The sequence below is a fragment of the Streptomyces sp. NPDC046303 genome, assembly GCF_055588085.1.
This window is the reverse complement of record NZ_JBVJFA010000041.1, coordinates 41,115-54,485: the sequence shown is the minus strand read 5'-3', so window position 1 is coordinate 54,485 and position 13,371 is coordinate 41,115. Positions and strand designations below refer to the sequence as shown.

The following is a 13,371-nucleotide window of genomic DNA, read 5'->3' as shown; positions in this document are numbered from 1 at the left end:
TCCCCCCCCCCCCCCCCCCCCCCCCCCCCCCCCCCCCCCCCCCCCCCCCCCCCCCCCCCCCCCCCCCCCCCCCCCCCCCCGCCGCGCCGGATCGTAGGGTGGGGCGCATGGAGATCGAGCTGCGCGAGACGCGGGACAGCGACCTGGACGTCTTCTGGGGGCAGTTGACCGACCCGCGGCTCCAGCAGATGACGGCGATCACCCGGACGTACCACTACGACCGGGCGGCCTTCGACACGCAGTGGGCGAAGGTGCGCAACGATCCGGCCGTGACGCTGCGCACGATCCTCGCCGACGGGGTCGTGGCCGGGCACGCCGCCGTGTTCGGACCGCCAGGCGAACGCGAGGTCACGTACGTGATCGACCCCGCCCACTGGGGGCGGGGCACGACGTCGTCCTGCTCACCCTGGGCTGAGGCCGCGGCCGGCGGACTCCCAGCGGATCTCGCCGTCCTGGCGGTACGGGGTCGGGCGCAGCCCGCAGGCCGCCGCGACGGCCGCCGAGGCGGCGTGGTCCGGGTGCACGTGAGCGACCAGCAGGCCCACGGGAAGCCGCGTCAGCCAGTCCGCGAGGGCCCGCGCCGCTTCGGTGGCGAACCCGTGCCCCTGCCAGGGCGTGCCGACGGTCCAGGCCAGCTCGGCCCGGTCCAGCGCCGGGACGATCGTGGCCTGCACGGTGCCCACCAGCCGCCCCTGTGCGCGCAGCCGCAGCGCCCAGTTGGCCCAGACGACCGCGGGATCGGGAGAGCCGGCGGCGAGCCGCTCGTAACGGACGCGCAGCGCGCGGGGCGACAGCGGCGCCCCGCCGGTGAAGGCGTGCAGTCCCGGGTCGGCCAGGACCAGGGCCATCTCGCCGGCGTGCGAAGGGCGCAGCGGGACCAGGTCGAGACGCCGTGCGGGGAGCACGGGCGGCCGCAGGGGGGACCGGCGGACCTTGCCCGCCGCGCCCGGGCGGGGGACGCCGTCCACGGCCAGGCAGATCCCGAACACCCGGTCGTGCCCGGTCCAGCCGTTCACGCGGCCCCGGTTGTTGCTGATCTGCACGCGTCGGCGGGCGCCGTCCACGGCCGACACCAGATGGAGGTACACCGCGCCCGAGACGCGGGCCAGGACGATGTCGCCGGCCTCCAGCAGCACGGGGTCGGCCGGCGCGACCCGGACGAGCTGACGGCTGCGGATCAGGGGCGCCATGGATCCGCCGGTCGGCCGGAACTCCACGGTCTCGCCCCGGCCGATGCGGTCCGCCAGTGCGTCGAGCATGCCCATCCGGAGAGTGTCGCGGTCCCGGGCGGCGCGGACCACCGGATTAACCGGCCGACGGCATCGGGTCAGCCTAGGCACCGGCGGTCAGCGCGGGGGTTCCACCTCGAGGAAGCGGCGCCGGCGCGGGCCCCGGTAGAGGAGGCAGACCCAGCCCAGTCGTTCCAGTACGGCCGCGCACGCCGTCAGCCGCTCCTGTTCCTCCTCGGCGGCGCCGCCGCCCTTGGGGCCGACCCAGGTCACCTCGACCCGCCCCGGCTCCGGGCCGGACGCCACCCGGTAGCCCGTCCGCGTCGGCCGGCCCTCCGCATCCGCCGCCGACGGCGTGATACCCGACGCCTCCAGTACGAGGGCCACGGCGCGCAGCGGCTGCCGTACCTCCCACGGCGCGGGAACCCCCTCGCCCGCCGGGCCGTTGACCAGACGGCGGATCTGGAGCAGCCCCTCGTACGCCGTACGCAGCTCCGCCGCCCGGCCGGCGTCCGGCGCGGCCGGGCCGTCACCCGTCGCGGGCTCGAAGCCCCGGCCGGGAACCGCCATCACCCCACCCCACCATCCCTCCGCGCATCCCGCGTCTGAGTACGTTGTGCCCAACGGCCTGAGTATCCGCGCCGATTCCCCGACGCGCCGCCGCTGGTCGAATGGGACCATGATCTCCGAGGCCCCCCGCACCGCGCCCGCCCGCCCGCGCATGCAGCACGTCACCACCGCCGGTTCGGCCCTGGCCGTCGCCCTGGTCCCGCTCGTCGTCGGGGTGCTGCTCGCCAAGGCCATGGCCGCCGACCCGATGACCCCGGTCAACGCCCTCATCGCGGGCGGCGGCCAGCGGGCCGCGCTGCCCCGCGGCGAATGGCGCCGCCGCGGCCGCAGCACGGTGCACCGGTTGCGCACGGCCCGCCGTGACACGGTCCGCCGGTGCGCCGCCGCGTGCGGCCGCCGCCCCTGAGCCGGTCAGCGGCCGTACTGGCGCAGGCACAGATCGACGATGGACGGCGGAACAGCTCCCTCCGCCGCCGCGCACAGCTCGTCCACGCCGGGGGGCGGGGCAGGCCGCCGCACCGGGTGGGGAAGCGCGGGCTTGGCGGAGCGCGGGCGCCGGGCGGGCGCCGCCGGTTTCGCCGGCCGGGAGGCGGGCGGCCGGGCGGCCCTCGCCGGAGGCCGCGCCCCCAGGGGATCCGGAGCCGGGACGTCCGCCGCGGCCGCCGGCAGCTCACCCAACGGCAACGGCAACGGCAGGGGCGGCGGCAGGGGCGCGAGCGGTGGTGCATCGGGCGCGCCGGCGGGCGGTACGGAACCGCGCGACGGCCCCGGAGCCGAATCCTGCGGGCCGACGGAGACGCAGCCGGCGGTCGCCAGGAGCGCGAGGAGGGAGAGGGGCACGGCCCGGCGTAACTGCATCCGACCACCTTGCCGTACGGGCAGGCCGGCCAGGCCCTCCGCCTCACGCGTCCGGGTGACGGCGGCGCCCGGGAATGAGCGGGGCCGCCGGAGGATTGGAACGGCAGTGCGGGTGACGGAGGAGGCGCGACCTCCGGCGCCCCGCGCCGCCGAGTCCTGCCCGCCGACCAGCCCGTACGGAGAACCGATCCATGAGCTCAGCCGCCGCGCCCGGCACCCCCGCGTCGAACCCCGGCCCCGAAACCGGGCCCCGTCCGTCCCCGGACCTCCGGCCGCCCGGCGGCGGGCCCGCCTGGAAGGGCTGGGCGGCCGTCTGCGCCGTCGCGCTGGGGATCTTCTGCCTGATCACCTCCGAGCTGCTGCCCGTCGGCCTGCTCACCCCCGTCGGCGCCGATCTCGGCGTCTCCGCCGGGACCGCGGGGCTGATGGTCACCGTGCCCGGGCTGGTCGCCGGTTTCTGCGCGCCCCTCGTCACCGTCGGCGCCGGCCGGCTCGACCGGCGGCTCGTGCTCTGCGTGCTCATCGCCCTCATGGCCGCCGCCAACCTCGCCGCCGCCCTCGCCCCCGGCTTCACCGTCGTTCTCGCGGCCCGCGTGCTGGTGGGGGTCGGCGTCGGCGGGTTCTGGGCCATCGCGGGCGGGCTCGCCGTACGGCTCGTCCCCGGGCACCACGTCGGCCGGGCCACCGCGCTGGTCTTCGGCGGCGTCCCCACCGCCTCCGTGCTCGGCGTACCCGCCGGGACCCTGCTCGGGGAGCTCGGTGGATGGCGCACCGCCTTCGCGGCCGTCGGCGCCCTCGGCCTCGTCACCCTGGCCGCACTGATCCTGCTGCTGCCCCCGCTGCCGCCGACCGGGCACCTCACCTTCGCCCGGCTCCCCGCCCTGCTCCGCGCGAACCGCGGGGTCCGCGCCGGGCTCGTCGTGACCTTCCTGGTCGTGACCGGGCAGTTCGCCGCCTACACCTTCGTACGGCCCGTCCTCCAGGACGTCTCCGGCATCGACGCCGCGTACGTGAGCACCCTCCTCCTCGGGTACGGCGTCGCGGGCGTGGCCGGCAACTTCCTGGCCGGGGCCCGCGGGGCGCACCGTACGCTGCTCACGGTCAGCGCCTGCCTCACCGTGATCCTCGCGCTGATCGCCGTCCTCCCGGGAGCCGCCGCCGGGACCGCGCTGCTGCTCGCCTGGGGGCTCGCGTACGGGGGTGTCTCGGTGAGCCTCCAGCGCTGGATGCTCACCTCCGCCCCGGCCTCGGCGGAGGCCGCCACTTCGCTCATGGTGGCCGTGTTCAACCTGGCCATAGCGGCGGGGGCGTTGTTCGGCGGCCTCGCGGTCGACGGGCTCTCCGCCCCCGCCGCCCCGCTCGGCGGAGCCGCCCTGATGCTGCTGGGCGCGTGCACCGTCTGGGCCACGTCGATCCGCCCGCAGTCCGGCAGAAAGGATGCACAGGGGCAGAGCGGACACCAGGCTTGACCTGGGCCGTCGTGGAGGGCGAGAGTGCGCCGATCGGAACCACCGCTCGAGCAGCGTTTCGGAGAGGCCTCAGATGTCCCAGCCGGGCAGACACCACGCCCACGCCTCCGACGAGAGCGCGGGCGGCCCCGATGACCATCTGTTCGTACGCCCGTACGTGATCTCCTCCGGCGGGCCCTCCCCGTCGACGGCGACACCCGCCTGGCCGCAGTCGGGGCCGCTCCCGTTCCCGGCCCCGGCACCGTCCTCCCGCACCGCCGCGCCCGCCGCCCCGCCCGCTCCGGCCCCTGCTCCCCGCGGCGGCGACAGGAGCGGCGGCGGGCGGGTGGCCGCCCTCGGCAGCCTGCTCGTGCTGGCCGCGGCCGGCGGGATGGTCTTCCTGCTGACCGGCTCCGACGAGGAGCCGCCGCCCCGCTCGGGGCGGCCGCCCGAGCTGTCCGTACCGGTGCTCCCGGCACGCAGTCCGGGCGCGGGCGAGCCCGGGCCCGACGCCTCGGCACGGTCCGGCGCGCCCTCGGCCAAGGCCTCGGCGTCCGCCTCGCCCACGGCCTCCGCTCCGTCCGCCGGCCAGAGCACGAAGCCGCCCTCGCCGAGCACCTCGGCGGCGCGGCTGTCGGTCCCCGCGGCGACGCTGCGCATGGGCGACCGCGGGCCCGAGGTGCGGGCCCTGCAGGAACTGCTCTTCGGGCAGGGGTTCACGTACGTCTCGGTCACCGGCGTGTACGACGGCCAGACCAAGCGCGGTGTCAGCCAGCTCCAGCGCGACCGGGACATCAAGGGCGACCCGGCGGGCGTCTACGGCCCGGCCACCCGGGCCGCGCTCGGCTGACGACCCCGGACGGCGCGAACCCGACGACACACCCCGCCCCATGCTGCCTCGGGGAAAACCGCTGGACCAGTGGAAAGGGCGGCGCCGAGAGTAGCGGTCAACGCGACATCCGCACGTCCGAGGGGGACCTTCCATGTCGACTTTGCGCGTCACCGTCGAAGAGCTGACCGTCCACGAGCATCCGAACGCCGATGCGTTGGAGCTGGCCCAAGTGGGCCTCTACCGTGCCGTGGTCGCCAAAGGCGCCTACCGCAGCGGTGACTTCGCCCTCTACATACCCGAGCAGGCGGTGCTGCCCGCCGTGTTGATCGAGGAGCTGGGCCTGACCGGGCGGCTCGCCGGGAGCTCCGCCGACCGCGTCAAGGCGGTCCGGCTGCGCGGGGAGCTCTCGCAGGGGCTGGTGTGCCGGCCGCGCGCGCTCGCCGGCGTCGACCTGGTGCAGGCGGCCAAGGAGGGCAGGGACTTCGCGGAGCTGCTCGGCATCACCAAATGGGCGCCGCCCGTCCCGACCACGATGAACGGCGACGTCGAGTCGGCCCCGGACCTGATGCCGTGGGTGGACATCGAGAACCTCCAGCGCTATCCGCACATCTTCGAGCCCGGCGAGCCCGTCGTCCTCACCGAGAAACTGCACGGCACCGCCTGCCTGTTCACGTACGTCGCCGAGGACGAGCGGGTGCTCGTCTCCTCGAAGGGCTTCGGCGCGAAGGGGCTCGCGCTGACGGAGGACGAGCGCAACGTGTACTGGCGGGCCGTACGCGGTCACGGCGTACCGGCGGTCGCGGCCCGGCTCGCCGCACGGCTGGGCGCGTCGCGAGTCGGGATCTTCGGTGAGGTGTACGGGGCGGGCGTCCAGGACCTGGCGTACGGGACCGACGTGCGCACCGCCGACACACCGCCCGGGTACGCGGTCTTCGACGTGTCCGCGGAGATCGACGGGCAGGTGCGGTGGCTCGACCCGGTGGCGGTGCTCGCGGACGGTGAACTGCCGGTCGTGCCGCGCCTGTACGAGGGCCCCTACGAGCTCGACAAGGTGCTGGAGGTGGCCAGCGGACGCGAGACGGTGTCCGGGCGGGGCCTGCACCTGCGCGAGGGGGTCGTCATCCGCCCGGCGGCGGAGCGCTACAGCCCGGTCGTGGGCGGCCGCGCGATAGCCAAGGCGGTCAGCCCGGCGTACCTGACCCGCAAGGGCGGCACCGAGTACGAGTGACGGCCGCCCGTCGCTCCGTCACTGGAGGTTCAGACGCACCGGGTGGTCCTGGTCCTCGGGACAGCGGAACACCCGGAGCTCTCCGTGCCGTCCCACGCCGAGCCCCGGGTCGCCGCCGCTGTCCACGGTGAGCAGCAGCCGCATCCGGGCCCCGCACGAGCAGTCGAGGGGCGTGAAGTCGGTGAGGTGCCAGCTGGGCCACCCGCCGGCCTTCCAGCCGGGCAGGCAGCCGAGCACCCGGTGGTAGTCGGTCTCCCGCTCCTCGGCCCATTCCTCGACGTGCTCGAACAGCTCCGCCGGCAGCTCGTCCTGTTCGGGCAGGTCGAGCACCTCCACGGGGTCGAGCCGGCACGGCGCGGGGAGGTACACGCCCTTGGCGCCGTCGGGTGCGGACGGCGCCTCGGCCGGGGCGCCGGTCTCCGCGGAATCCCGGTACCGCAGCTCCACCACCGGACCCCAGTACCGGGGCTGCCCCTCCGGTTCGGCGTGATCCTGCGGGCACCACAGGAGCTGCAGCAGGTCGGTCCCGGACGGCCAGGGGAATGCCGGCGCGTCCCGGGCGTAGAGCTGGAGCACCGGAACCATCGGCAATCCGTCGCCGTCCACAGGCCGCGGCACCAGCCGGACCCGTTCCCAGGCGACCGCGTCCAGCGATCCGCCGTCCATGATCCGCGACTGGGCCTCGGCCTCCTCGGCGGTCAGCACGTGGGCGTCCCCCGGCCGGTGGCGCCGCCTGCGGTTCCGCTCGATGCTCTGCCACAGCTCCCGCTCGGCGTCGGTCAGCTTCTCCCGCACGTACACGAGGTGTGGTTGCCGGCACCGCGGCCAGGGCTCGTCGGCGGGCCACAGCGGTGCCCCGCCCACCGAGCTGTCGTACGGGCCGGGGCTTCCGGCAGAGGGCCTGAGGAGGGTCGCGGGGCGTACGTACGACGCCAAAGAGGGGAACCGGTTCAGAAGTTCGGCGACGGTGACGGTCGGTGCGCTCATCCAGGCAGGCTAGGGGGTGTCTGGTGGATCGGGGTCGGAGGGGCCGCCGTGATCCGCCGGACAGGGCCTGGTGGGAACCCTCCAAGCCCGGCCGGACATGATTGTGCCGCTCAAGATCACCGTGTTCCTCCGCACGGCCGCAGACTTGCCGGACGGGGCGGCCGAGGCGGCCGCCGCGCCTTGTCCGTGACGACACCTGGGGCACCACACCGTGAGCGAACGCGTCATCGCACCGAAGAGCCGGGGCTTCCTCTTCCTCGACTCCCACCCCGGCGGCTGCCGACAGCTGGTGGACGACATGTGGCGGGCCGTCCCCGATCCGCTCGCGGCCGGGGGCGATGGGCCGGTGGCCCTGGTCATCGGCTCGTCCGCCGGGTACGGCCTGGCCGCCACGATCGCGGGCCTGGCCCGTGTCGGCATCCGAGGCATCGGCGTGTGCTTCGAGAAGGCGCCCGCGCGGCGCACCGGCACGGCCGGCTGGTACCGCACGGCCGCCACCGCCCGGCTCGCCCGGCAGCACGGCCGGGACATGGTCTTCGTCAACGGCGATGCGTTCAGCGACACGATGAAGGAGCAGGTCGCCGGCCTCCTCGCCGAACGGTTCGGGGGACGGCTCGACTTCCTGATCTACTCGGTGGCCGCGCCTCGCCGCACCGACCCGGACACCGGCAGCGTGTACGCCTCGGTCCTCAAGCCGATCGGCTCGCCGCACACCACCAAGACCCTCGTCTTCGACGAGCACGGCGCCCCGGAGGTCAAGGAGGTCACCTCCGCGCCGGCCGGGGGCGACGACATCGAGCAGACCGTGGCGGTGATGGGCGGCACCGACTGGGAACGGTGGATCACGTTCCTGGCCGACCGGTCCCTGCTCGCCGACGGCTTCGCCACCGCCGCCCTGTCCTACATCGGCTCGCCGCTCACCGCGGCGATCTACCGGCAGGGCACCATCGGTGCGGCGAAGTCCCATCTGGAAGCCACCGCACGCACGCTGGACGAGCGCCTCGGCAAGACCCTGGGCGGCCGGGCCGTGACCTCGGTCAACGCCGCCGCCGTCACCCAGTCCTCCACCGCCGTCCCCGGCATCGCCCTGTACGCCGGGCTGCTGCGCGGCGTCCTCGGCGACGCCATGGTGGCTCCGATCGGTCAGCTGGTGGAGCTGTGGGACCGGCTGACCGGTGCCCGCCCCCTCGACCCCGACGACGAGGGCCGGATCCGCCTGGATACCTGGGAACTCGCCCCGGCCGTGCAGGACGCCGTCGCCGAACGCTGGACCACCGCCACCAGCGAGACCATCGCCGAACTCGCCGACCTCGACTGGTTCGGCGACGAAGTCCGCCGCCTCTACGGCTTCTCCGTCCCCGGCGTCGACTACACCGCCGCCGTCGAAACCGACGTTCCCTGGCCCGCCGACTCCGTCGCGTGAGCCGGGAGCGGGCCGTCGCCCGTCCGCCCGCTTCTGGGACCACGTCCTGCGCGCTCTGCCCGCCGGAACCAGCCCCTGGATCAGCCCCGGAGCCGTCCCGGGCTGCCCTGGTGGCCCGCGCTGCGGACCTCCAGGGCCGTGCGCCAGCCCGGCGGCTCGGTCCGGGGTCCGGGGGCGGCGCGGCGGCCGCCCGTGGCGAAGAAGGCGGACAGGGGGAGGGTGGCGGCGCCGACCGTGACCGCGTCGGGCCCCAGGGAGCCCAGGCCGACGGTGACGCGTCCGGCCGGGTGGCGCAGCGCGTGCCGGGTCGCGTGCTCGCGTACCGCCGGAAGGATGTGGGGGCCCAGCATCACGCCCGCCCAGCCGCCGATCAGGATGCGCTCCGGCTGGAAGAGGTTGATCAGGTCCGACAGCCCGGCGCCCAGGTACTCCGCGGTCTCCTCCAGGACCTCCCGCGCCACCGGATCCCCCGAACCGGCCGCCGCCAGCAGGGCCGAGAGGGCCTCCTCCTCGTCCACGGAGCCCACCGGGCTCCCGTCCGCGACGCCGCCCCGCTCCGCCCACCGCGCCAGCAGGGCCCCGGCCCCCGTGTACGCCTCCAGGCAGCCCAGCGCCCCGCACCGGCAGCGCCGGCCGCGCACGGAGACCGTCAGATGGCCCCACTCCAGCGGGGTTCCCTCCGTCGTCCCGCCCTGCGGCGAGCCGTCGGTGATCAGGCTCGCGCCGACCCCCGAGCCGAGGAGCACGACGACCGCCTCACGGGCCCCGCGCCCCGCCCCGAACCACATCTCCGCCTGGCCGAGCGTCCGCGCGCCGTTGTCGATGATGTACGGGACCTCCGCGGGCAGGGCTCCGGTGGCGCGCAGCAGTCCCTCGAGCGGCACCGCGTTCCAGCCGATGGTCTGACCGTGCACCACGGCCCCGCCGGGCGCGTCGCGGTCCACGATGCCCGGTACGCCGACGCCCGCGCCCAGCAGCCGCTCCGTTCCGACCCCGGCCTCGGCGAGCACGGTGGCGATCCCGTGGCGGACGTGGTCGACGATGGGGCCGACGTCGTAGCAGCGGCGCGGCAGCAACGGCATGTCGGTGCGCGCCAGTTCGGTGAGGGTCAGGTCGAACAGCTCGACGCGGACGCGGGTTTCGCCGACGTCGACGCCGATCATGTGGGCGCTGCCGGGCGCGACGCGCAGCAGGGTGCGGGGGCGGCCGCCGTCGGAGTCGACGATCCCGGCCTCCTCCAGCAGTCCGTCCGCGACGAGTTCGCCGACGACGTTGCTGACGGATCCGGAGCTCAGTCCGGTGACCGGCCCCAGTTCCTGGCGGCTCATCGGCCCCCCGAAGTACAGCCGTTGGAGGACGGCGCTCCGGTTTCCCCGCCGCAGGTCCCGCACCGTTCGTCCGCTACGCCCCGTGGTCATCCGGCCCCTTCCGCAGTGACACCGCCCGCAACATACCCTCGCGCCACCCTTTCCCGAGGCTTGACTCACGTCCTGATTCAAGGTCTGGACGGCCCCGCTTCTCGGGCCGGGCGCGCCCTGCGTGGTGGGATGGCCCCCGGGGGCGGTCCAGCAGCTCACGGAGAGGTCGGGTACATGCCGCAGGACACCATGCGAGCGATGGCGTACGAGACGTACGGCGGAACGGAGGTGCTGAAGGAGACCCGGCTCCCGGTGCCGAAGTTCGGCCCGGGCGAGCTCCTCGTCCGGGTGAAGTACGCGTCGGTCAACCCGGTCGACTGGAAGATCATGGGAGGCGGGCTCGACTCCCTGATGGACGTCGTCTATCCCGTGGTGCCCTGCTGGGACGTCGCCGGGACCGTCGAGCGGGTCGGGATCGACCTCCCCGAGTTCGCCGAGGGCGACGAGGTCATGGCCTACGCCCGCAAGGACTACGTGCACGGCGGGACCTGCGCCGAGTTCGTCACCGTGCCCGTACGGGCCCTCGCGCACAAGCCCGCCTCGCTCGGCTGGGCCGAGGCGGCCGCCCTCCCGCTGGCCGGACTGACCGCCTACCAGGTGCTGACCCGCCTCGGCACCGGCAAGGGCGACACCGTCCTCATCCACGGAGCCGCGGGCGGCGTCGGCTCCTTCGGCGTGCAGATCGCCCGCGCCCTGGGCGCCCGGGTCATCGGCACCGCCTCCCCGCGCAACCACGACCGCGTACGGGAACTCGGCGCCGAGCCCGTCGCGTACGGGGACGGGCTCGCCGAGCGGGTCCTCGACCTCGTCCCCGGCGGTGCGACCGTCGTCGCGGACTTCGTCGGCGGCGTCCTCGACGTCACCCGCGAGGTGCTGCACGACGACGGCCGGCACGCCTCCATCGCCGACCCCACCGTCACCGGCTCGGGCGGCGAGTGGATGTGGGTGCGCCCGGTCGGCAGCGACCTGGCCGAGCTGGGCCGGCTCGCCGATGCGGGGCAGCTCACGGTGCCCGTCGCGCGGACCTACCCGCTGGCCGAGCTGGCGGCGGCCTTCGAGCTCAGCCAGGGCGGACACACGGCGGGCAAGATCGTCATCGAGGTCTGAGCGCCGGGACCGGGCACCAGCCGCACCCTGCGCGGCCGCGCGCCGCCCGGGGAGGAGGGCGACGCGTGGCGCGAGCCAGGGGGATCAGGCGTGGGTCAGGGGAATGAGACGACCGTCGAGGGGATGGTCGAGGTGCCCGAGGTGGGGGCGCCGACGTCGTTGATGACGTGCTCGTACTGGCCGTTGCCGCCGAGCGAGACGACGAGGAGGCCGTGGAACCTCACCCCCGGTTTCACGGGTGCCTGGAAGCCGTGGTCCTGGCGGATCGCCGGGTTCACGTTGTAGTAGCAGTAGCTGCCCAGGCCCCAGCCCTCGTGGGTGGTGACGGAGTCGGCCACCTTGTAGGCCGCGTAGCCCTTGACCGGGCCGTTCTGGATGGCGGCCTGGTCGGGTGCGTCGTACGCCTTCTCGTTCTGGAAGAAGATCGTGCGCCCGCGCTCGCCGTTCCACTCCACGTCGTACTTGTTGAAGTGCTCGACGAACAGCCCGGTGGCCAGGACGTCGTCGCCGTTCACCCGGAACCCGTAGTCGGAGCGGTTGGTCTCCCAGCCCACCCCGTCGCCGTGGTCGGCCCGCCAGATCCAGGTGTGGTCGACGATCGTGTCGTGGTTGTTGACGACCATGCCCAGCGTGGCCTTGCCCGCGCCCGCGCCGCCGACCCGGAGGAACACGTCCTGCACGGTGGTCGGGTTCGCCGCGTGGTCCGCGGAGGCACCGGCCGGGCCGACCTCCAGCAGGGTGGGCGAGTTGACGGCGCCCGCGTCGATCAGGAATCCGGCGAGCCGTACGCCGTCCACGTCGGCGACCCGCATCGCCGTCACCCCGTTGTCCGGCACGAGCGTGGCGAGGCCCAGCCCCAGCACCACGGTGTCCGGGCGGGTGACCTGGATGGTCCGGTCCAGGTGGTAGACGCCGGGGGTGAACAGCAGGTGCAGGCCCTGGGCCAGTGCCTCGTTGATCGTCGCCGCGCTCGCGCCCGGCTTGACCACGTAGAACCGGCTGAGCGGGATCGAGCCGCCCTGCGGTGCGCCGTCGCCCCACGAGGTGCCGCGGGCGTTCGTGCGCCGGGCGGGGACGAACACCTTGTAGTCGCTGCCGTCCAGGTACAGGAAGGGCTTCTCGCGGGAGACGGGCGTGGTGTCCAGGGTGGTGTAGGGCGGGTTCGGGTACGTCTGCGCCGGCGCGCCCAGGGTCCCGGAGAACACCTGGTTCCAGACCGCGTTGGACCAGCCGCCGATCGAGCTGTCACGGGTGTACCACTGCTGCTGCGAGTGGTTGCCGATCTGTCCGTCGATCACGGAGTCGGCGATGTAGCCGCCGGAGGCCCAGCCGTAACCGTTCGGTGCCAGGTTCAGTCCGCCCTTGACGTGCATGCGGCGGAAGGGCGCCGCCTGGGAGACCGCCCAGCGGTTGGTGCCGCTCACCGGGTTCAGCGCCAGGTTCTCCGCCGAGCGCCAGAAGTTCTGGGTCGCGTTGCCGCCGAACCAGCCGGCGTCGACGGTGATGTCACCGTTGATGGTCGTGTCGTCGGGGCTGAGGCCGAGCCCGGACACCGAGGTGTAGAAGCCGATCTGGGCGTTGAGGCCGTGGTACGTGCCCGGCTTGAACAGGAACTGGTAGCGGCCGGACCCGAACTGGGCCGACTCCTGCTGCCGGAAGACCTCGTCCAGCCTGGCCTGGATGTTCGGGGTGGACGGGTCGAAGACGATCACGTTCGGGCCGAGGTCGCCGCCGCCGGGGATGACCGGGCCGGTGCCGGTGGTGCCGTAGACCTGGAACTCCCAGAGGGAGTACCCGTATCCGGTGGTGCGCTGGGTCCCGTACACGCGGACGTGGCGGGCGGTGCCGGTGATCTCGTGGGTGACCGTGCCGCCGGTGCCCGTGGTGGTGGAGTGGGCGGTGGACCAGTGGGTGCCGTCCGTGGACGTTTCGATCCGGTAGGCCTTGGCGGCGGCCGCCTCCCAGCGCAGCACCACCTGGCTCAGCCGGGCCGGGGCGCCGAGGTCGACCTGGATCCACTGCGGGTCGGCGAACTGGCTCGACCAGCGGGTGCCGTTGTCGCCGTCGACGGCCGCGGCGGCCGGTGTCCCGGCGCCTTCCACGCTGGAGGCGGTGGCCGGTTTGCCCTGCGAGAGCAGTACGGGCGCCGCCTGTGCGTCGGTGCCCGGCAGCAGGACGAGGAGGGCCGCGACCAGAGCGGCGGCGAGCGCCGCGACCATGAGCCGCGGCGGGCGATCGGAGAGGAGACGCATGCGGGGTGCTCCTGACGTC

12 protein-coding genes are annotated in these 13,371 nt (G+C 74.6%); 6 read left to right on the top strand and 6 right to left on the bottom strand.

Translation table 11 applies throughout. The annotated features are described in order from the left end of the window. Window positions 1-401: 401 nt before the first annotated feature. Both ACZ6I1_RS30685 and ACZ6I1_RS30680 read right to left on the bottom strand, forming a co-directional pair. On the bottom strand, window positions 402-917 hold the full coding sequence (locus tag ACZ6I1_RS30685; RefSeq protein WP_469292160.1) for a GNAT family N-acetyltransferase: 516 nt from the start codon (window positions 915-917) through the stop codon (window positions 402-404). Between the two features lie 429 nt (window positions 918-1,346). Beyond that, window positions 1,347-1,799, bottom strand: coding sequence for a hypothetical protein (locus tag ACZ6I1_RS30680; protein ID WP_469292157.1), 453 nt, complete (start codon window positions 1,797-1,799; stop codon window positions 1,347-1,349). A 109-nt stretch (window positions 1,800-1,908) separates the two neighbouring features. Here ACZ6I1_RS30680 and ACZ6I1_RS30675 point away from each other — a divergent pair, with 109 nt between their 5' ends. Beyond that, window positions 1,909-2,205 carry a hypothetical protein gene (locus ACZ6I1_RS30675; RefSeq protein WP_469292156.1) on the top strand — a complete coding sequence of 99 codons (297 nt, stop codon included), beginning with the start codon at window positions 1,909-1,911 and terminating at the stop codon, window positions 2,203-2,205. A 5-nt stretch (window positions 2,206-2,210) separates the two neighbouring features. Here the strand turns inward: ACZ6I1_RS30675 and ACZ6I1_RS30670 are convergent, their stop codons facing one another. Then, window positions 2,211-2,657, bottom strand: coding sequence for a hypothetical protein (locus ACZ6I1_RS30670; RefSeq protein WP_469292155.1), 447 nt, complete (start codon window positions 2,655-2,657; stop codon window positions 2,211-2,213). Window positions 2,658-2,848: 191 nt separating this feature from the next. On the opposite strand from ACZ6I1_RS30670, the gene ACZ6I1_RS30665 reads away from it, so the two are divergent. The 3 genes from ACZ6I1_RS30665 to ACZ6I1_RS30655 all read left to right on the top strand — a co-directional run bounded on the left by ACZ6I1_RS30665 (window position 2,849) and on the right by ACZ6I1_RS30655 (window position 6,165). Then, window positions 2,849-4,126: an MFS transporter gene (locus tag ACZ6I1_RS30665; protein ID WP_469292154.1), complete on the top strand. Its 1,278-nt coding sequence runs from the start codon at window positions 2,849-2,851 to the stop codon at window positions 4,124-4,126. Window positions 4,127-4,199: 73 nt separating this feature from the next. Next, the gene (locus tag ACZ6I1_RS30660) at window positions 4,200-4,955 is read left to right on the top strand and encodes a peptidoglycan-binding domain-containing protein (protein WP_469292153.1); all 756 of its coding nucleotides are present in this window, start codon (window positions 4,200-4,202) and stop codon (window positions 4,953-4,955) included. Between the two features lie 133 nt (window positions 4,956-5,088). Next, window positions 5,089-6,165 carry an RNA ligase (ATP) gene (locus ACZ6I1_RS30655; RefSeq protein ID WP_469292152.1) on the top strand — a complete coding sequence of 359 codons (1,077 nt, stop codon included), beginning with the start codon at window positions 5,089-5,091 and terminating at the stop codon, window positions 6,163-6,165. Window positions 6,166-6,183: 18 nt separating this feature from the next. On the opposite strand, the gene ACZ6I1_RS30650 is transcribed toward ACZ6I1_RS30655, so the two are convergent. Further along, window positions 6,184-7,152 carry a hypothetical protein gene (locus ACZ6I1_RS30650; RefSeq protein ID WP_469292151.1) on the bottom strand — a complete coding sequence of 323 codons (969 nt, stop codon included), beginning with the start codon at window positions 7,150-7,152 and terminating at the stop codon, window positions 6,184-6,186. Between the two features lie 211 nt (window positions 7,153-7,363). Between ACZ6I1_RS30650 and fabV the strand changes: the two genes are divergently transcribed. Then, window positions 7,364-8,575, top strand: a complete 1,212-nt coding sequence (gene fabV / locus ACZ6I1_RS30645) for an enoyl-[acyl-carrier-protein] reductase FabV (protein WP_469292150.1) — start codon at window positions 7,364-7,366, stop codon at window positions 8,573-8,575. A gap of 80 nt (window positions 8,576-8,655) precedes the next feature. On the opposite strand, the gene ACZ6I1_RS30640 is transcribed toward fabV, so the two are convergent. Beyond that, a complete protein-coding gene (locus ACZ6I1_RS30640) occupies window positions 8,656-9,993 on the bottom strand; it encodes an ROK family transcriptional regulator (RefSeq protein WP_469292149.1) in 1,338 nt (445 codons plus the stop codon). Between the two features lie 189 nt (window positions 9,994-10,182). Here ACZ6I1_RS30640 and ACZ6I1_RS30635 point away from each other — a divergent pair, with 189 nt between their 5' ends. Beyond that, window positions 10,183-11,100 (top strand): NADP-dependent oxidoreductase, encoded by a 918-nt coding sequence (locus tag ACZ6I1_RS30635; protein ID WP_469292159.1) that lies wholly within the window; start codon window positions 10,183-10,185, stop codon window positions 11,098-11,100. Window positions 11,101-11,195: 95 nt separating this feature from the next. Here the strand turns inward: ACZ6I1_RS30635 and ACZ6I1_RS30630 are convergent, their stop codons facing one another. Next, window positions 11,196-13,352: a discoidin domain-containing protein gene (locus ACZ6I1_RS30630; protein WP_469292148.1), complete on the bottom strand. Its 2,157-nt coding sequence runs from the start codon at window positions 13,350-13,352 to the stop codon at window positions 11,196-11,198. Window positions 13,353-13,371 lie beyond the last annotated feature (19 nt).